Origin of the sequence: Cohnella endophytica (assembly GCF_003628305.1) — a bacterium.
Classification (GTDB): domain Bacteria; phylum Bacillota; class Bacilli; order Paenibacillales; family Paenibacillaceae; genus Cohnella; species Cohnella endophytica.
In genome coordinates, this window is record NZ_RBZM01000002.1 from 39326 (window position 1) to 57981 (window position 18656).

General features: G+C 50.4%; 21 protein-coding genes. 3 read left to right on the forward strand and 18 right to left on the reverse strand.

All coding sequences use genetic code 11. The features are described from left to right. Positions 1 to 33: 33 nt before the first annotated feature. The 5 genes from D7Z26_RS02305 to D7Z26_RS02325 all read right to left on the reverse strand — a co-directional run bounded on the left by D7Z26_RS02305 (position 34) and on the right by D7Z26_RS02325 (position 3689). Entirely contained in the window at positions 34 to 537 is a 504-nt protein-coding gene (locus D7Z26_RS02305; RefSeq protein ID WP_120974429.1) for a GNAT family N-acetyltransferase, read from the reverse strand. After that, a complete protein-coding gene (locus D7Z26_RS02310) occupies positions 534 to 1562 on the reverse strand; it encodes an NAD-dependent epimerase/dehydratase family protein (protein WP_120974430.1) in 1029 nt (342 codons plus the stop codon). Before D7Z26_RS02310 ends, D7Z26_RS02305 begins: the two co-directional genes overlap by 4 nt. A gap of 54 nt (positions 1563 to 1616) precedes the next feature. Further along, entirely contained in the window at positions 1617 to 2330 is a 714-nt protein-coding gene (locus D7Z26_RS02315) for a peptide arginase family protein (RefSeq protein ID WP_158602160.1), read from the reverse strand. 141 nt (positions 2331 to 2471) lie between these two features. Then, positions 2472 to 3089: an NUDIX hydrolase gene (locus D7Z26_RS02320; RefSeq protein ID WP_120974433.1), complete on the reverse strand. Its 618-nt coding sequence runs from the start codon at positions 3087 to 3089 to the stop codon at positions 2472 to 2474. An 18-nt stretch (positions 3090 to 3107) separates the two neighbouring features. Then, complete coding sequence (locus tag D7Z26_RS02325) at positions 3108 to 3689, reverse strand: hypothetical protein (RefSeq protein ID WP_120974435.1); 582 nt, start codon at positions 3687 to 3689, stop codon at positions 3108 to 3110. 102 nt (positions 3690 to 3791) lie between these two features. On the opposite strand from D7Z26_RS02325, the gene cdaS reads away from it, so the two are divergent. Next, positions 3792 to 4403: a sporulation-specific diadenylate cyclase CdaS gene (gene cdaS / locus D7Z26_RS02330; protein WP_199731655.1), complete on the forward strand. Its 612-nt coding sequence runs from the start codon at positions 3792 to 3794 to the stop codon at positions 4401 to 4403. 13 nt (positions 4404 to 4416) lie between these two features. On the opposite strand, the gene D7Z26_RS02335 is transcribed toward cdaS, so the two are convergent. Together D7Z26_RS02335 and D7Z26_RS02340 are read right to left on the reverse strand one after the other, a co-directional pair. Then, positions 4417 to 4800, reverse strand: a complete 384-nt coding sequence (locus D7Z26_RS02335) for a DUF2500 domain-containing protein (RefSeq protein WP_120974439.1) — start codon at positions 4798 to 4800, stop codon at positions 4417 to 4419. Positions 4801 to 4852: 52 nt separating this feature from the next. Next, positions 4853 to 5563, reverse strand: a complete 711-nt coding sequence (locus D7Z26_RS02340; RefSeq protein ID WP_120974441.1) for an alpha/beta fold hydrolase — start codon at positions 5561 to 5563, stop codon at positions 4853 to 4855. Between the two features lie 92 nt (positions 5564 to 5655). Between D7Z26_RS02340 and D7Z26_RS02345 the strand changes: the two genes are divergently transcribed. Then, positions 5656 to 6480 (forward strand): hypothetical protein, encoded by an 825-nt coding sequence (locus tag D7Z26_RS02345; protein ID WP_120974442.1) that lies wholly within the window; start codon positions 5656 to 5658, stop codon positions 6478 to 6480. Here D7Z26_RS02345 and D7Z26_RS02350 read toward each other — a convergent pair. The 8 genes from D7Z26_RS02350 to D7Z26_RS02385 form a co-directional block, all read right to left on the reverse strand. After that, on the reverse strand, positions 6477 to 6947 hold the full coding sequence (locus tag D7Z26_RS02350; RefSeq protein ID WP_120974444.1) for a hypothetical protein: 471 nt from the start codon (positions 6945 to 6947) through the stop codon (positions 6477 to 6479). The two genes, D7Z26_RS02345 and D7Z26_RS02350, sit on opposite strands and share 4 nt — an antisense overlap. A 28-nt stretch (positions 6948 to 6975) precedes the next feature. After that, entirely contained in the window at positions 6976 to 7257 is a 282-nt protein-coding gene (locus D7Z26_RS02355; protein ID WP_120974446.1) for a hypothetical protein, read from the reverse strand. Positions 7258 to 7666: 409 nt separating this feature from the next. Next, positions 7667 to 8428, reverse strand: coding sequence for an SDR family NAD(P)-dependent oxidoreductase (locus D7Z26_RS02360; protein WP_120974448.1), 762 nt, complete (start codon positions 8426 to 8428; stop codon positions 7667 to 7669). A gap of 93 nt (positions 8429 to 8521) precedes the next feature. Beyond that, positions 8522 to 8839, reverse strand: a complete 318-nt coding sequence (gene trxA / locus D7Z26_RS02365; RefSeq protein WP_120974450.1) for a thioredoxin — start codon at positions 8837 to 8839, stop codon at positions 8522 to 8524. A gap of 25 nt (positions 8840 to 8864) precedes the next feature. Continuing rightward, entirely contained in the window at positions 8865 to 9212 is a 348-nt protein-coding gene (locus D7Z26_RS02370; protein ID WP_120974452.1) for a MerR family transcriptional regulator, read from the reverse strand. A 75-nt stretch (positions 9213 to 9287) separates the two neighbouring features. After that, positions 9288 to 10604 carry a deoxyguanosinetriphosphate triphosphohydrolase family protein gene (locus D7Z26_RS02375; protein ID WP_120974454.1) on the reverse strand — a complete coding sequence of 439 codons (1317 nt, stop codon included), beginning with the start codon at positions 10602 to 10604 and terminating at the stop codon, positions 9288 to 9290. A gap of 15 nt (positions 10605 to 10619) precedes the next feature. After that, a complete protein-coding gene (locus D7Z26_RS02380) occupies positions 10620 to 12851 on the reverse strand; it encodes a preprotein translocase subunit SecA (protein WP_120974456.1) in 2232 nt (743 codons plus the stop codon). A gap of 51 nt (positions 12852 to 12902) precedes the next feature. Then, on the reverse strand, positions 12903 to 14720 hold the full coding sequence (locus D7Z26_RS02385) for an ABC transporter substrate-binding protein (protein ID WP_120974458.1): 1818 nt from the start codon (positions 14718 to 14720) through the stop codon (positions 12903 to 12905). A gap of 143 nt (positions 14721 to 14863) precedes the next feature. Here D7Z26_RS02385 and D7Z26_RS02390 point away from each other — a divergent pair, with 143 nt between their 5' ends. Continuing rightward, positions 14864 to 15055: a hypothetical protein gene (locus D7Z26_RS02390; protein ID WP_120974460.1), complete on the forward strand. Its 192-nt coding sequence runs from the start codon at positions 14864 to 14866 to the stop codon at positions 15053 to 15055. Here D7Z26_RS02390 and D7Z26_RS02395 read toward each other — a convergent pair. The 3 genes from D7Z26_RS02395 to D7Z26_RS02405 all read right to left on the reverse strand — a co-directional run bounded on the left by D7Z26_RS02395 (position 15045) and on the right by D7Z26_RS02405 (position 18633). Further along, positions 15045 to 16637, reverse strand: coding sequence for a hypothetical protein (locus tag D7Z26_RS02395; protein ID WP_147423818.1), 1593 nt, complete (start codon positions 16635 to 16637; stop codon positions 15045 to 15047). The genes D7Z26_RS02390 and D7Z26_RS02395 overlap by 11 nt on opposite strands. A 530-nt stretch (positions 16638 to 17167) precedes the next feature. Next, the gene (locus D7Z26_RS02400; protein ID WP_120974464.1) at positions 17168 to 17479 is read right to left on the reverse strand and encodes a hypothetical protein; all 312 of its coding nucleotides are present in this window, start codon (positions 17477 to 17479) and stop codon (positions 17168 to 17170) included. A gap of 446 nt (positions 17480 to 17925) precedes the next feature. Continuing rightward, positions 17926 to 18633 (reverse strand): FadR/GntR family transcriptional regulator, encoded by a 708-nt coding sequence (locus tag D7Z26_RS02405; RefSeq protein ID WP_120974994.1) that lies wholly within the window; start codon positions 18631 to 18633, stop codon positions 17926 to 17928. Positions 18634 to 18656 lie beyond the last annotated feature (23 nt).

Consider the following 18656-nt stretch of genomic DNA (forward strand, 5'->3'; position numbering starts at 1 on the left):
AGGAGGCAGGCCTTTTGTTATATGCGGCATTCGTTATCCGACTTTAAGCCCCATCATGACGAGGTCTCTCTCCACGCCGTCCAAGATCGCGACTCCGGGCAGGAACCCCCATTGTTCGAAGCCGAATTTTTTGAGCAGTCCCAAGCTCGGAGCGTTATGTCCGAACACTAATCCAATGACGTTACGGATGTTTAAGCTGGGACAAGCGTCCAACGCCATTTGCAAGAAAGTGCTTCCGACTCCCTTCGCCCGGTTGTCCGGCGAGATATAGATGCTGATCTCGGCAGTCGCGTCGTATGCGGCCCTCTGATGGAATTTGGAGAAACTTAACCATGCGATAATCCGACCATCGAGCTTCATAACCCATAGCGGCCTGTAATTCTCGGAATGCTCCTCGAACCAAAGCGCTCGGCTTTCCACGGTTACCGGCTCGAGATCCGCGGTTACCATCCTGCTCTCGATCGTCGAGTTATAAATTTCGACGATCCTGTCTAAATCCGATCTTAAGGCATGTACGATTTCAAAGGATTGCGTCATGGTGTAATCAGGCCTCCATCAAGTTCGCCGGCGTATTGTTCGAGCAATTGACTTTCCTTCCCGGGCGCTAACCCGGCTCTCCGCTCCGTTTCTTTGCGGGACGCATCCCACGCCATCGTCGCTTCGATCGTATCCGCTAACGGCCGGAACGTCAATCCGTCCGCCAACGCACGGCGACAATCCACGTTCAGCAAATAACGAGCTTCCTTCGTATCCCCTGTACCGGGCAGCCACAACGGCACTTCGATCCAAGGTCCTGTATCGCGATTCAATAAAAACTCGTCGTCGACCCATTGAAGTCGAGCGTCGCTCCCGATCGTATTCACGCATGCGTCCAAGAAATCGAACATCGACATGGGGGTTGCCGGACCGGTCGCGTTGTAGACTCCCGTTCGACGCTGTTCCGTCATCCTGATGATCCAATCCGCCAAATCCCTGACATCGATAAATTGAACGATAGCTTCCGGTTTGCCCGGAGCAAGGACGGTTCCACCTTTGCTTATTCTGGCCGGCCAATACGTAAAACGGTCCGTCGGATCTTGAGGACCCACGATGAGTCCCGGACGGATCATTAACGCGCGACCGGGTATCTCTTCCTCCACGGCTTGTTCGCATGCGGCTTTAAGCGGTCCATAGTTCGCTCCTACATCCTCGCTAGCCGGATCCTCCAATTTCCCGACTGGACTCCCCTCGTCCCGTCCGGGCTCAAGGAAGTTCTCGTATACCGATATCGTGGATATAAAGACGTACCGGTCAACGGCATCCGCCAATAAACGCGCCGAATCCCTCGCGATTCTCGGGACATAAGCCGACGTATCGATAACCGCATCCCATCGTTTGCCCTTTAAGGAATCCAAATTACCGTCCCGATCTCCCGTAAGCTTCTCTACGCCGGGGAACGGTTGTCCGCTATCCGTTTGCGTACGTCCGCGATTGAATATCGTGACCTCGTGTCCGGCTTTGAGCGCGCTATGTACAAGATGATGACCAAGGAAGGCGGTGCCGCCCAGAATAAGAATTTTCATCGCTAACCTCCAGTTCCGTCAACAAATCGTATTTGCTATTCATTATATCGCAATTTACCAAGGGATGGCTTCGGATAGCCGCAATCCGAAGACATCCAAGAACAAGCCGTATAATTGTTCGCAATTGTCTTCGCTTCCGCAGAAAGACGGCGATAGCGCGACCGTGATCAAGACGTATGGGCAAAGATCACGCAAATATGCGAGTTCTTCCTTGATCAGGGCTTCCGGCTTGAGCCTAATTCGCTCGGATTCCAAGTCGCGGACGGCGAAGACGTCCAAATCTAGATCCAAGATGACGGAACCTGCGACCAGCGGAAATAGATTGGAACCCATACGCTCCTTGAGATCATGTAGGGATTCGAATCTGGAGCCGGAATACTCTCTATTCTTCAGTAAGGCTTTGATCGGCGCCAGTTGTTCGCCATTCAAATTCCAATCGGATAGATCGAACGGATCGGATGGGTCTTCATCCTTAGGGCACACGTAGATGATCCGATCGATCAGCTCGGCCGCGAAGCCCGCCCAGATAAAGTTGTCGATCTCCAGCTTACCGGCAACGTTAAGATAATCAGCCATGCACTCCATTTCATGCAAACCTTCGGCCATTACTCCGTCCCACGTATCGTCCAGATGCGCATCGACGTGCAACAGAGTCGGACGCGAACCGGTCCAGCCTTCCTCTTTCCCTATCGCCCAAGCAGCGAATGCCCACTGGTGATTGCGTGAAATATAGATTCTGTTTTCCGGATAGCAAACTCGGTAATTCATATCGCTCCGCCAGGTCATGCGATCTTTTTCTCGAGATCCGAATTGTCCCTCTGAACTTGCGAAAGTTGTAATTGATCCATATGCGATTCCCTTCCCAGCGTTTAAATGCGCGTTCCTTGTTTGTCATTATTCGCGTTGCGATTAGTCCAACCACACCTCGCGTTCATCGTTGGCGACCATGTCCCATACGCGAACGATTTGGGCTTCCGTGTTTCTCTCCGCGGAAAGCTCCGGCAGCGCGTTTCTGTCGAACCAGGCTGCCTCGGTCGTCTCCAACCCGGATTCCAGCGTTCCCCCTATGACTTCGCACAGAATGAACATTTTATACACATGGGAAGGTGCGGGCGGATGTCCATGATTTTTCTTATCCAGCACGGCAAGCAGTCTCACGGGTTGCACATCCAGTCCGGACTCTTCCTTCGCTTCCTTTACGGCAATTTCCTTCGGCGATAATCCCACGTCCGCCCATCCGCCGGGCAACGCCCATGCGCCATCAAGCTTTTCCTTCACAAGCAAGAGCCGGTTTGCTTGGATCACGACGCATCGAATGTCAACCTTGGGTGTCGCATAACCCGTTTCCCGCGCGAATAAGTCGCGTATGATCTCCGATTCAACTTGCGTGTACTCGTTCAAGATTTCAACGCTTAGCTCGCGAAGCATCTCAAAGCGTTCTTGATCGTAAGCGTCTTTCGTATAAGCGAGACCCGTCTGGCTAATCGCTTGGATCTGCTTGGCCCAACTTAACCATTTCAACTCCATGCGGTTGCATACCTCCGATTAGTATACGATTTTCTCATCCGATTCGACTCTGTACCCGACGGTTATACTTCCGATCTTATCGTTCGGCTCGAACTCGTAGTTTTTATTTTTCTTCCTGTCATCGATATCCCCGTCCAACCACAATTGAATGGAATAGCGTCCTTTGGAAAATAAACCGTTTGGGCTACCGTGCAATCCCTCGGTTTCCAACTTCCGCGCTGCTTGTTCGAAGGTGTCTCCTACCCGCACGCCCAATGCTTCGTTCGCGGGATCCGCGGTCGTCATCAACTTGACCTTCGGGCTTTTACTGCCTTCCATGCGGCGATCCAACGTCTCGGAATACCGTCCCGAAAGCTTGATTTGCGGAAAAATAAAATTCAGTTCGCAACCGAAGCAATAAGGGGTTTTGTCCGAGCCTAACCCGTACATTTTTCCGACTTCCGCTCGGTTCATGAACAGATGAACATCGTTAAACGAGATGCGTTCCATTTTCTGATCTAAAGGACTCTCATGAAACCGATTGTATATGACGAATGCCAAACAACCCAATATTATAGTCATCGCAAGCACGATGATTAGAATCGATTTCTTGTTTCCCAACGTCTTCCTCCTTCTCCAATTTCGATTACGACTGCATACAATCCCCCCCTCTTCTGCATGCTAAAACGGAATAGGTCAGAGGAGAAGTGAGAAAGTATGTCGATAACATCAAGCAATTGCGATTTCTCGCCGATGAAGAAGCTGATTAAGGAAGACCTTCAGCAGATGATCTTCAAGATCGAATCGCTCATAAATACGCTGGACGATGAAGAAGAATGCGTTCTTGGCGAATTCGAGAAGGTCAAGAAAGGCTTTCTCGGTATCGAATCGAGCGCGGCGACTTTTTACTTGAATTGTTATTTGTCTCCTTTTATCGAGCGATACATGGACTTGTCCTTAACGATTCAAAGTCTATCCGAACGCCGGCATGGCGCCTTGATCGCCGTGCAGCGAAGCGATTCGCTCGATACGCTCATTCAACCGGGGATATCGGTGGGCGCCCCCGTCTCCCATACTTTGCTGGAGTCCATTTTCTATCCGGGAAGTCCGCTCCATGACGGCGCCGTGCTGATCAAAGCGAATCAAATCGTGTCCGCCAAGCACATCCTTCCATTGACGTCCGTCCAAAATAACGAACGGATCACGGGTACCCGGCATCGTGCCGCGGTCGGCTTGACCGAGCTAAGCGACGCGATCGTACTCGTCGTATCCGAAGAAACGGGAAAAGCCTCTTTCGCGAACAAGGGACAGCTCTTTCCCGTCATCACTCCCTGAGCACTATTGCCTTCTAGGCTCTCTTAAACTCCTTAAATCTCGTTCCTTGGTACGTTAACGCTCCTTGATCTCCGCTTGCGAGCATTCCGTATTGTTTGCCATGGACCGGGAGTTCGATTCGCGAACGGTCGTCCATCTCGAAAGTAACATAATAATTCGTGGTCGCGCTCGAATCTCCCGATCCGCCCCATACTTCCGTCCGTTTGTCCACCACGAAGCAATTGACCGTTCTTAGCTCGGAGGCGTTGTTCCTTAACCAAATTCTTAACCCTTTTACGATAATGAATAGAAAAGTGCCTACAACTAAAGTAATAAGGATTCCGCCGAATATTTTGAAAAACAACGGTACTTCCGAAATGAATCCCCAAAAACCGCTCGGCTCCCCGAAATTGCCCATATGTGCTTCCTCCCCCGATCCGACGACGAGCTCGCTCGTGTTGATCTTGCTATTAGGATGTTTGGATGAAATCTCTGATCATTCTATAAAGCTTATCTTTCTCCGAATTTCGAATAGCGTGGCCTGACCGATCGAAGCTCTCCACGATAACTTGCGGATTCATATTCCGATAGGGTCGCAATCCTTCATCCTTAAGCAGGCTATCCGCTAACAAGCCCCGAAGTACGAGAAGTTGGTTCCCGTAGCTCATCTCGAACGTTCGTTGCACGGATTCTTTCTGTATCCCTCGAACTGCTTCCGGACGTATGTTCAGCTCCCTGGAAAAAGGAATCAAGTAGTTCTCGATATAATCCTCCGCCCATTCGGACGGCATCTGCTTATGCTCCGCCGGATAATCCTGCAGGATAGCCGACAAGACTGCGCGAGGGTATCTTTCCATGAATGCCAGCCCGTAAGATACGCCTCTGGAATACGCATACAGATGGAATCGTTCTAGCTGCGCGTCTCTTACGACCGCTTCTAAATCCGACAAATGATGCTCAAGTGCGTAACCTTGCGATGGCGTAGAACTTAAGCCTCTCCCGCGGAAGGATAGAACTACGCAAGGTCGGGGATACAAATATTCCATTAGATCTTCGTATTCCTCCGCAGTCTCGGATAACCCCGGACAAATGAGCAGCGGTACCTCCTGCGAGTCCGTTACCGTACATAAATAATGAATGATAACCTCGCCATTTTCAGCGAAACGCGAATCCAGGTTCATCGTATCCCCCGCTTTTTGCAACTTTACGTTTACCAGAGCGTCTAATTTTCAGGAAATTAATGGTTGTTATTCTCGATATCGGAGGTGCCTGTATGAAAAAGTTGCAAATCATTGTCATTCTATCGCTCGCGTTAGCGTTACTATGCATTCGTACGTCCGATGCCAGTGCGAAATCCGCGGTATATCCGAACGTTCGAATCCAATCAACCGTCCTTCATGACTTCTCGTTCAATGGCAAACTCGTTAACGGTCGGACTTACGTGGACGCAAAAGGTTTGCTGAAATGCTTGCCTTTCTCCACGAGACCGGACGACGCCGTTTGGGTAGCGGAAACGAAGACGCTTTTCGTTCTTGGAGAAAGCTACCCGGGGCTGAAAACCGAAAGATTGAAATTCGCAAACGGCTCTTCCGCATGGAAAATCGGAGACCACGAGGTTCGCCAAATGAGCGCCAAGGCCGTCATGATCGAAGGAAATCTCTACGTTCCGCTCAAAGATATCGCCGATTATTATCACCTTAACCTCGTAGTGAACAAAAACCGCACAGTCCGTATCTCCAAAACCGCTTCCAAAGAGAAAACCGTTATCGCGAATACGGTCAAATTGGCTAAAGCGGACGTAGATCGCTTGATTGAGCTGACCAACGCGCATATCCGTTATGCTAACGACAGGGATTTCAACCGCTACGCGGAGACGTTCTACACCAAGCCAAAAGCATTCGTTGAAGACCAAGCCATGTTCATGGTATGGATGGATGCATCAGCCAATAAATTGAAGCTCAGGAGGATCGACTTCGTCTCCGCGGATGATGTCAACGGCACTAAAAGAGTCATCGCCGACGTGAAGTGGACGGATCGGGAGATGCAAATCGCTTATCTGTTCAAAGACAAACAATGGAAGATCGGTTCATTGGATTAATCGACGTCGGGAAAATAAGATTTCATTATTTTCTCGACCTCGTCTTTCCGATGTAAGCGGGTAATCAGTTGAACGGCGTTAAGACGATTCTTGACCGCGAGCTCGACGACAAGCTTTCTCTTGCCAATAACATCGTAATGATAATGATAAATTCGATCGCGCGAAATGAATTCGTACCCGACTTTAACGCCGTTCCGGCCTAAATACGCCCTCAGGAACAGGAAATAATACGGCGTCCAGAAGACGAAAAAAGCGATAAAAATAAGTACGTAGCTTCGACCGATCCAAGGCGCAACGACTCCGAAATAGATCAAAAACAACAATATATTCAATAAATAGACTTTGCCGTTAATGAACCGTTCCTCGAAAGCGAACAAAATCTCTCCGCATTTCCTTCTAGCAACATACGCCTTCGCCGCGAATGCGAGCATGATCAAGATGACTATGGCAACGAAATTAGTGCTCATCCCTCGATCGCTCCCTTTCTTCTTCGCATTAAGGTCCCGATCCTGTGGAAGTAACGCGCCAACCCAGCGCGTTTTTCTTGACGTAGAAATACGACTGTGAAAGGTCGTTAACTTCATATTCGTCGCCGTAACGCGGATCATTCTTAATCGTGCCTTCATGGATCGACTTCGTTATCGCTTTCATCGGGTGAAAGCTAAAGAACAAATGTTTGCGGACCGCGATTTCAGGCGTCGGCGAAGGGAAAAATACGAGATAAACGATCAAAAGCGCGAACAAAGCGTATAACCGTTTTATTTTTGTCCGGCTCAAACCTTCCCCTCCCGTTCCCCCCATATTCATTAAAGCGTTAAGAGTCGCTAATGATATAACGGAAATTCTCCAGGGTTGGTTGCTCCATTTCCGGTGCTTTCTTCACTTGATCGTAATAGCTTCACAACCTTACTCAAAGCCGTTCGTAACGGCACTCTGCTAGGAAGTACGCAGAAATCCCTGCAAATGCGCAGGAAAAAGTGCACTGTTCGAGTAAAATTGGGACGATTCCTGCAAATATGCAGCTTTCTAGCGCGATTCGCAGAGAACTCGGATGAGTTTCGATTAATTCCTGCATATTCGCAGGAATTTGCAATCTTACGTAATAATGCGTCGAAAACCTGCATATTCGCATCTTTCAGTGCGTGTTCGAAATCGACCTACCCGATGCCGCAACAACTCGGGCTAATCAAATCGAAGGCATTACATTTCCGCCGCTTACAGGAACGTAGGCACCGGTAATAAAGCTGGCGAGATCGGAAGCAAGAAAAGCAACGACATTCGCGATCTCCTGATCGGTTCCGCGCCTCTTCAGAGGGACGGTCTGTTCGTAGGACTCGCTGTGCTCCGTCTTATTCTCGCGGTCGCGATCGCTGATCGTCCAGCCAGGCGCTACTTGGTTAACCGTAATCTGATGCTCGCCGATTTCCTTGGCTAGGACGCGGTATACCCCGTCCATCCCCCGTTTGCCCGCAACGTAGGCGGATTGGGACGGAAAATTCTGCATCGAGCATTCCGTGTTAATTCCGATGAATCTCCCCCACTTCCGTTCGATCATCGCCGGGGCAAATGTTTTCGCCAAGTAGACGCTCTGCATCACGCAGGATTCGAATTGGCTCTCGTAGTCTTCGGGCGCTTGTTCCAGAATACTCGTCCATTGATATTGCACGACCGCGTTTGCGACGACGATATCGACGGAGCCTAACTGATCTTGAACCGTTTCTTTCATTGCCAGTATCGATTGAAGACTCGTAATGTCGCCTTGAACGATCGTCGCGCGCACGCCGTAGGCATGGATCTCGTCTAGGAGCTCGTTTGCTTTAGCCTCGTTGTTGCGGTATTGAATCGCAATGTTCGCTCCGCATTCGGCCAACGTTCTGGCCATCACTCGGCCCAGCTGTCCGGTTGCTCCGGTAATAAGGGCCGTCTTGTTTTTCAAATCGATTTGCATGGTATAGTTCCCCTCTCGCGTTTTCTCTTTTCTCAATGATAGGCATCTTCTGCCAAAAAAACAACAAAAAGCCGCGTCTCCGCGGCTTTCTTCTTAAGCGTATTTAGCCAGCAAGCTCTCGTATACGGATTTCGGGCGAAGGCCGACGAGCTTCTCGACAGGCTCTCCGTTATGAAACACGATTACGGTAGGCATGGATAGAACCCCGTATTCAGACGCGATGGACGGAGAATCGTCGCAATTCACCTCGAGAACGGACACCCGGCCGGCATTCTCCTCGCTGAGTTCATCCAATATGGGCTTAAGCACTTTGCATGGCGGACACCAAGGCGCGCCGAAATCGACCATTGTAACTCCCTGTTGCTTGATACTGACCTGAAACGTCTCGTCATTCACCAGATTCAAGGACATTTGTCGTTCCTCCTCTACAGATAGATTAACTCTCCTGTATCGAACGGATGCGGTCCAGCAAGTTCGATTTGATCTGGTACAATTGATGGATCTGGTCGTCGATTTCCTTCAGCTTGAGCTCGTAGATCGGAAGCACTTCCTGGCAGAATGCCTCTTTGTTCTTGAGCACGCAACCAAGGAAACTCGCGATCTGCTCCGTCGTGATCCCTAACCCGAGATAGAACTGGATCGTCCGCACCTGATCTTCCGCCAACGGGGAATATTCGCGATAGCCGTTATCCATCCGTACTGACGTCAACAGCTTCTGTTGCTCGTAATAGCGCAGCGAACGAATGCTGACTCCGGTTCGCGCGGAGAGCTCTCCGATTCTCACGTGGATTCCCCCTTAGTTCCGATCGATACGAGACCAGTATAAACCCTGACATTAATGTCAGGGTCAAGAGGCAAATTAATCTCTTTCGTAGATCGAGCCGGATCGGCTGGCGAAGAACTCGGCATATACTTTCTCGGCGTAAGCGTCCGTCATACCCGAGATGTAATCTGCCGCCAATCGTTCCCAGCTCCACTTATCCTTCTGAGCCTCGTAGCTCTCCAGCCAGTCCGGCGGAATGATGAGGCGACCGGCCTCGTAGGTTTTGAAGCTTCCCCACAGGCGTTCTATCATCACTTCGCTTCGCTTATGCAGCCGTTGTACGCGGAAGTCCTTGATCAAGGTTACCCAAGCGAGCTTCTTCAAGATTTCCATCGTGCGAAGCAGCTCCAGATTCGTACTTCCGTCACGGATAAGCGTGACTTTTTTCCATCCTGAATCCGGATCGTCGATAATTCCGACCTCGTTCGCGAACGCGCGAACCCAGCGGGCTTTCATCTCGCGGCGCGTTTTAGAGGGCTCGCGGTCGCACTCGGCATAAATAATCTCCCATTGCTCGAGGTAGTTTATCAGTACCTGTTTGACCATCGCGGATTGATCGACGTTCTCCCATTTCGTCTCGTCGTAGCTCGGATCGTTCGTGATCTCATGCACGACATGAGCGACCAGTCTATCGTCCTCGAAGAAGCCCCGGTCCATCTGGATTTTGCCGGCTCGGATCCCGTCTTCGAGATCGTGAGTGGAATAGGCGATATCGTCGCACAGGTCCATGAGCTGAGCCTCGAGCGTAGCGCAGCCGACTGGCATTTCCCAAGCTAGGCGAAGCGATTCGATGCCTTCCCATTCCTTACGGTAGACGCCTTTTTGCCTGCCCGGCTCGTCAATGCAGAACGGGTACTTGTTGATCGCAAGCAATACCGACGCCGTGAGATCCAATCCGCTGCCGCTGCCCGCTCGTTTCTCCAGAAACATGAGGATGCGGAAGTTCTGGGCGTTGCCCTCGTACTTCAGGCCATGCTCTTCCTGAAGGAGACGGTTCAGCACCTCTTCTCCCTTGTGGCCGAATGGCGGATGTCCAAGATCATGCGCCAGCGACGCGCATTCGACGACCTCGGGATCGATCATGAGGCCCGGATGCTCCTTGTTCGCGAGAAACGCATAGCTTTTGCCGAGTTTTCTGGCCACCTCCCGGGCGATCTGGGATACTTCGAGCGAATGCGTTAACCTAGTCCGGTAATAGTCTCCCGAGCCCGCGCCGAACACCTGCGATTTGCCTTGCAATCTGCGGAAGGCCGGAGACTGGATGAGTCTGGCGTAATCCTTCTCGTATTCGTCCCGATCGTCGCCGGAATGGATGTTCTCCGTGTCGTATAGTCTCATTTTCCTCACGTTCATGCGACAACCTCTTTCTTATAAGCCGAAAATATTCGATTTTTTCTCCATGAACTGATCCTGGATCAAATACGTCCAAGTTTTTGAAGGGGCTTTGAGACCTTCCTTGTCCCAATCGACTTGATCGGATGGCGTACCCGTCTTCAGCTTGCTTAGCGTCTTAGCGGTTTCCTTATCGATCTTCTCCGGAAGCTGTTCGAAAGCATGTATGATCCGGTGATGGAACTCGTCGACCGGGTTACGGTTGGCTAAGCTCTCGAGATGGATGCCTTCCCGAATGTAGGAAACATAGGCCAGATGATCCGACCAGCTGCGATCCATGTGGTATAACCGTACATAACGTTCCGTCGAGCTGAGCGACTCGCGGTTGTCGAAGATCGCTTCGCGTTGTTCCTGTTGAATCCGCCGCTGCTCTTCGACCATATCGGAATATTTGTTTAACGTCTTGCGCATTTCGAAGTTTTGTCCCATCACGATACGCTGGATATGATCGATTTTCTTGTTGAAGATCGATGCCTCGAGCGGCTCGTCTTGCTTCTTGTTCCGATATGCAGGAGGTAATGCTTTCTCGATGCCGAACCGATTAATGAGCTCGTCCTCCAAACAAACATAGAACCTCGACGAACCTGGATCGCCTTGACGTCCGGCGCGTCCTCGCAGTTGGTTGTCGATTCTCGCGCTCTCGTTCATATGCGTTCCGATGACGTACAAGCCTCCGAGCTTGGCGACTTGGTCCGCCTGCTCGGGATGACCTCCGCCCAGTCGGATATCGACGCCACGCCCCGCCATGTTCGTGGAAACGGTAACCGCCCCAAGCTCGCCGGCATTGGCGATGATCTCGGCTTCCTTCTCGTCGTTCTTCGCATTCAGCACATGGCAAGTCACGCCCGCAGCCTTCAACCTTTCGGCTAATTGGTCGGATTCCTCCACGCTGCTCGTCCCGATGAGTATCGGCCGTTTCGTCGCGTGAACTTCGGCGATTTCTTTCACCAACGCGTTAAGTCGGGCTTCCTTATGCGTAAAGATTCGACTCTCGTGATCGATGCGAATTCGCGGACGGTTCGGTTGAATCTCGAATACGAGCAAGTTGTAGGTCTCTTCGAATTCCTCCGCGGAATCCTGGGCCGTAGCGGTCATTCCGCTAATTTTCGGGTACAGGCTCAACAGATGCTGCAGCGTAATCGTTCCGAGGATTTTGCCCGAAGTATTCGAAGCCATGCCCTCCTTGGCTTCGACCGCCGCTTGCAGGCCATCGGGCCAGTGACGGTTCTCGGCGACGCGTCCCGTGTAAGGATCGATAAGCTCTAGCTTGCCGTCCCGGATGACGTAATCGACGTCTCGCTTCAATAAGGATTCCGCGTGAAGAGCGCAATTTAATGACGTTAACAAATGAGTGTTGTTGGATTCGTACAGGTTGCCGCTTCTAAGCGCCTGTTCCGCCTTCTCGGCGCCGGCTTCCGTCAGGAACACGTTGCGTTTGTTCTCGTCGAAATCGTAATCCTCGCCCAATACGAGCTGTCTGGCCAAATTCGCCATCCGGCCGCCGTCGCCGCCGGTCGAAGCGACTTCCCCCGCGATCACGAGCGGTACGCGCGCTTCGTCGATGAGCAACGAATCGGCTTCGTCCACGATCGCATAATGGAAAGGACGATGAACGACGTCGGTCGGATTCATCGCGATCGTATCCCGCAAGTAGTCGAATCCCGCTTGCTTAGCCGTAACATAGGTAATGTCCGCGGAGTAGGCTTGCTGTCTCTCCTCCAATGTCATGCCTTCCTTGACGAAGCCGACGGAAAGACCTAAATACTGGTAGATCGGGCCCATCCACTCCGCGTCCCTGCCCGCGAGATAATCGTTAAACGTTAGCACGTGAACGCCCTTACCCTGCAAGGCATTGACGTATGCCGGCATAACCGCCGCAAGAGTCTTGCCTTCTCCGGTTTGCATTTCTACGAGATTGCCCTCGTGAAGTACGAGTCCAGCCATGTATTGCACGTCGAAGGGACGCATCCCGAGTACGCGGCTGGCCGCTTCTCCCGCGATTGCAAAGGCTTCGATGAGGATATCGTCGAGCGAGGTGCCGTCTTGCACTTGTTTCTTCAGCTTCAAAGATTCGGCTTTAAGTTTGCCATCGTCCCACGTTTCCAATCTCAAGAGCTGGATTTCCTTCAGTTTATCCGCATAAGGCTTTAGTTTATGTTGAACGAATCGGTCCTTCACCTTCTGAACGAGCTTGCTGGCGAAATTCATCGGGACGCCCCTCTCTATGTTCAATATCTCATAATGTATACATTATAGGGATTACTCAACGGAATTCATAGCTCTGGATTCCAACCAAATATCCTTGAAGTCCATCCAACCCAAGTAGTTAAGCTGCACGCCTTTAACTGTCGGATGGACGTAAGTGCTTAGCTTCTTATGCAAAATAAACAAGACATGGCATTCCTCGCGCAGTCGGTCCTCGATTTCCTTGAGTATCGCGGTTCTGTCTTCCGATCTCTCGCAAACCAGCGCCGATTCGACTTTGCCTTCCGCCCACAAACGCATATCGTCTTGGAGGCATTCCTTGAGGAAATTTCCAGATTGAACGTAATTCTCGATCTCGCAGACGTCGTCGCTCGCGATTACGACCTCGTATAAGATACAATCCGCGCTCTCCATCGTTTCCAGATCGCCGATCTTATACTTGGAATCATTTCTCACGACGACGGATACTCCGAATTCGGCGAATCTCCGTTCGATCCAATGGGCATCTGTCTCATGGCTTCCAAAGATGCTGAGAGTAATCGGCGTACCATCGTATCCGCTTTCCCGGAGTAAGCGAATCCCTTCTTCTTCGTCATGCTCTTCGTCGAGATAAGGCGTCTGTTCCGTGGGCCTGAATCCCTGAGCCGGATACACTCGGTTGCCTCCTAAATCCCTTATGAACCGTTTGCGGTTCAACAGTAAATCGATGGCGTGCCTGAAGGCAAACGACTGTTGGGGTCCATTCTTACGCAAATTCCAAGACATCAACATGCAGCCATTGGAGAGCTCGTACGTAGCCATCAACTCCGGATCAGGATGCTTGAGATGGAGCGTGTTGTCGTACAATAATTGTTTCCAGTGCGCTCCGAGGGACATGGACTCCGCCTCTTCCGGCATGAGCGCGATCACGATGCGGTCCAGATGGGCCCTTCCTTGATGATAATCCGGATTGGCGACCATCTCGAAGCGGTCGTTGCACCATTCGACGACCCGGAACGGTCCGCTGCCGACCGGACGTTCGCGGAAGAGGGATTCATCTTTCATGACAAGATCGCGCGGTACGATGGACATGGCCGCCGAACTCAGGTAACGGTGGAAAATCCGATTAGGCCTAGACAGCTTGATTCGTAACGTTCTTCCGTCGTGACATTCGACCAGTATCACATCCTTTGTCATCCAACCGACCGGTTGATCGCCACGTATTCTTTCCAACGTAAACTTAACGTCATCCGCCGTTAGCTCCCGGCCATGATGGAACCGAATGCCCTTGCGCAGATGAAACGTCCACTCCGTCGCGTCCGCGTTCATCTCCCAAGCATGCGCCACCCCCGGCGTGACTCGTCTCGAGGCATAATCGTACTGAAGCAATTGATCGAACACCTGGCGAACCATATGGGCATCGAACGCGCAGTAAACATCCGCGGGATCCATCGTGACGATAGGCCGGTATACCGGAAAACGCAACGTGTCGATCGCTTGGCTATTGCCCGCAAGATCTGCCGCATAACCGAAATGACCGTTCAGCCATTGTACGAAACGGTCTATAAGCGCGCTTTGCGAATGATAAGTCTTCAGAAGCTCGAACGCCTGCTTATAGTCGCCTTTTCTCGACATGTCCTGAGCCCACTCCATTAGAAGCGGTTCTTTTTCCGCCAAGAAGACCAACCGGGACACGTTCCCTCTGCCGCGTCCTGCGACCCAGCTGATCAAGCCTTCGTCGACCAGCTTACGCACGACCATCTTGGCGTTGCGCGTCGAGCAATACAGCGCATTCGCCAGCTCCTCGGTCGTCACCTCGATCTCCGCATGGGTAACCGCGTTGTTGCCGATTTTATTTAATAACATTAAATATTTCTCCGCCAAGGCGTTCATCTATCGATTTCCCTCCCGGCAATGATCTTCGAATTTCGTCCTATCAACAAAAGGGGAAATGGAATTATTAAACTGTTCACTTTTTTTCCTCTTTTGCATTCAGCATAATAAAACTCATCAGAGATCGCAAGGAGGAATAACAAATGTTCTATCATGATCACGATTTAAAAGAACTATCCCGTCAGCGTCAAGCCGAATGGGAGACGAGAATTCGCCAATCGAGTGCGAAGAAAGATTCCGAGCCTAAAGCCAACGTAACACCGAACAATTCGCAAGCCGTAAATAAAAAACAAAAGAAGGGATGCAGCATCCCTTCTCCCGCGATTAATCCGTAACTTGGATTGAAGTCTGGATCCCGTTTCCCTCGCCGCCCTCGAAGGATTCGAATCCCTTATACGGAATGCCGACGATCCTCAACTCATAGTCTCCCGCTTTATATTTTGCAGCGTCCAGTTTCCCCGTAATTTCAAATGCGCCATGATCGACCTTCGTTTCATCGCTTCTCCAAACGACCTTATTCCCTTGGGATAGTTGTAAATAGGTTTTCTCCGCCGTCGAACCTCTGCCTTCGATTTTAAACGATTCGCCTAATCGAATCGCGTTTGGAAAATGGTATGGGATTACGTCGGGCATCGACGCTTTGTAGCCGGAGTTCACGAATTCGAATAAGAATGGCGATAGCGCAAACCATGATTGACCCTTGGAATCTCCGATCCAGACGTAATCCTTCACCGGCGTGCAGGATGTCCCCGTGCTGCCTTCCGTAGATTTTTCGGTATCGCAGCTCCAAGCCGGACGAATCTCCAAAGTTTTACCGTCGCGGTATACGATATTCGCCGCCATGCTTCGGCCGTGGAGGGGCTGCGTCATACCTTCGCCGTCTACTTCGTCTGCTTCCGCGAGCCATTGCAGCAATTGCGCGGCTTCCGCTTGCTTTTCGTCCGGGAATAAGAGATTCGCGATCCCCATGGGTATCGGATGCGACATAGCTATCCACTGGACTTGGGCAGGATCCGTTCGGTTGACGTAATAAGCGTTTATACGAGTCTCCATCCGATCGCGGAATTTTCTGATTTCCTGGTAGAAGGTTTCGACGGATATTTTGCCTTTATTGAAGGAACTCGTTATCTTGTCGGAAAGTAGAATTCTGTCTTTCGAGAGCTTGCCCGTCAATGTATCTTTGTGGGCAGCGGCCGTATTCCAGGCTTCCTTCACTTCGGGGATGAGTCGTTTGTTCTCGTCGTAGATCTCGCTATTGCTCGACCCGCCAAACAAGAGACCTAAGTTTAAGCCAAATTCCGCTTTCACTCGATCGAATCGGGGGGAATAAGGATAATCGTTCAAATATTGCTCCGCTTGAAGCGCCCTCTCCCCTAATTCCGTTCGCGGAATGAGGATACTGCCGTCTCCGAACGCCGGCTTGTCGGAAGCGGTAGCCATGAGTTCTAAGTAATCCGCCATTGCGGGCGTTACGAAGGAAGCGTACGAAGTTAACGCGCGATAATCGACAATCGGGACCAAGACGCCTTCGCCGGCATTGAATTTGTATTTTCCTTCAATGGCTTCGCTAATTATGGTTCGTATCTTTTCGTCTTGGATTTCATCGATTTGATCGGAGCCGACCGGATTGGAGAAACGCGAGAAAAGCCCCGACTCGTTGGCCGATCGCAACGCGGCATTCACATGATCGGCGTCGGACCGGTAGAACTCTTCCAGTTCCATTAACAGCCGATCAAGCTCGTCGGGCTTAAGCAGGGGAATATTGGTCTCGAATATCGCGATCGCTTCCTTTGCCGTCCGGGCTTCCCGAATCGTCTTCGGAAGCTCTTCCGCGTAAACTGGAATCGCTTCTGTCGCGATTGGTGACGGTCGAGGACTCGTTTCCGTGACGATCGGTTTCGTATAAGATGATGACATGCACCCGGACAAAAAGATTAATGCCATTAATCCTAAAACAAGCTTAGGGTTGCATCCGAACAATAATCCCATATGTATCCGCCCCGTTTCGCCTAGGTATGCTCCGTTACCGTTATAGACGAATCATTTTCGATAAAGTTGTCATTTGTATAAATCAACGGTTTTCATCGGGTAAGATGAGCAACCCCTCATGACCAGAATAGATCTAGCTCATAGGAGTTAATATTACTCTATTTCCCCATTCGGCCGGTTTCCGGGCTAATAACGTAACGCCATCATCTTTTTTGTATGAGTGAGGGCGTTTATTACGGAACATTTATGCCTATCATTTGGTACATGGTCAGTCGATAGTTTTCTTCACGCACAATAAAAAAGTAACGATCCGCATCGCTACGAAGAAACTAAAATAACTCAGGTCAACATAAAGGGCATCTGTAAGGTGACCTTTATGTTGACCTGAGTTATGGCGGAGTTGAATGGTGAAATCATCTATCTTCTCAAGGGACAAATAATTCACAAAGTCAAATTATTTAATGAATAACCACAATTTCCTTAATATGATATCCATCTGGAATAGCTTCATTTTCTTCATCGGCTATTCGGCGAAGCAATTCTTGATCTCTTTGTACATATACGGTCTTCCCGTTTTCAAAAAACACTTCTCCAGGCCCGTATTTTGAATGAACATTGCCCACGATAATCGCTTGTTCTTTTGGCTCTATTCCATATCCATACGATACACCATCACCTTTTTTGCCATTCTTAAAGTATACACCCAGTAATATTACTGTACTAAGTGAAATGACTAATGCGACTAATAAGGGTTTAACTGATTTACGCATTAATAAACCACCTCCCTAATAGAAGCATAAAAGTAAATGTTTGTATTTAACCAACTAAACAATACTCCATTTGAGTTTCAAATGCAAGACCACGTAGAAAAGATTATTCATAGCATGGCCTGAAAACCTGAATCGTTCATAACAACTGGAGATTTATAGATGATTATTTTTTTTAAGCACAACCGGAGGTCTTGCTTCGAATTCCTCCTCGACATGCTAGTAATGAAAACACCTCAGTGTCATCGTTACTACGTGGACTACCAAGGCATCTTCTTCCGCAATTGACGAAAGTCTGGCGGAGAACTCTGCAGCAGTCAAATACTACTCTATATTACTCTTTACAGCCGTATTCCAGCCTGGTATCATTCTGCGAACTCTTTAGTTCAGCATATATAGTTTCTTCCAGGAAAAGAAAAAGCCCGGTCGCCCGGGCTAATGTCCATGATTCATATATACTTCGTCAAAATGTTCTCCACGTGCTGCAAATGTTGTTTCATCGTCGAAGCCGCTTGATCGGCATCCCGATTGCGCACTGCTTCATAGATGGCCGAATGCTCGAGATAGAGTCGCTCCGCTACTTGTTGGTTCGCGTAAAGCTCCACTCTGCGGATATCCCGGATCGCGGTCTCCATCTGATTGGCGATCGATTCGAACAGGCGGACCAGGATCGAATTATGGGTAGCTCTCGCCAGCGTAAGATGGAACAGCAAATCCGTCCGCTCGCCTTCCAGATCTTGACCGACCGAGCGTTCCATCGCTTCGATCAACGCGGCTAGCTCCGCCAAGTCCGAATCCGTCCGTTTGGCTGCGGCTACCGCCGCATTCGATACCTCCAGCGATTGACGCGCTTCCAACAACTCCAGCAAAGTGCCTCGATTCATCCTGAGCGAGTCGAGCTCCGGAAGGGCAAGCTCCGTCGGCGAATTGCGGATGACGCGGCAACCTCCGCCTTGGCGAATCTCGATCAGCCCCATCGCCTTCAAAGCGCTTAACGCTTCGCGGGTTGTCGATCGGCCTACTCCGAAACGCTCGGACATTTCCTTAGTCGAAGGCAGCTTGTCGCCGACCTTGAATCGGCCGTCCGTGATCATCGCATGAAGCTGATCCTTGATCTCCTCGTAGTGATTCCGCTTCGTCAGCCGGGTCATCTCCATTTCCTTATCCATCTAAAGCTTTC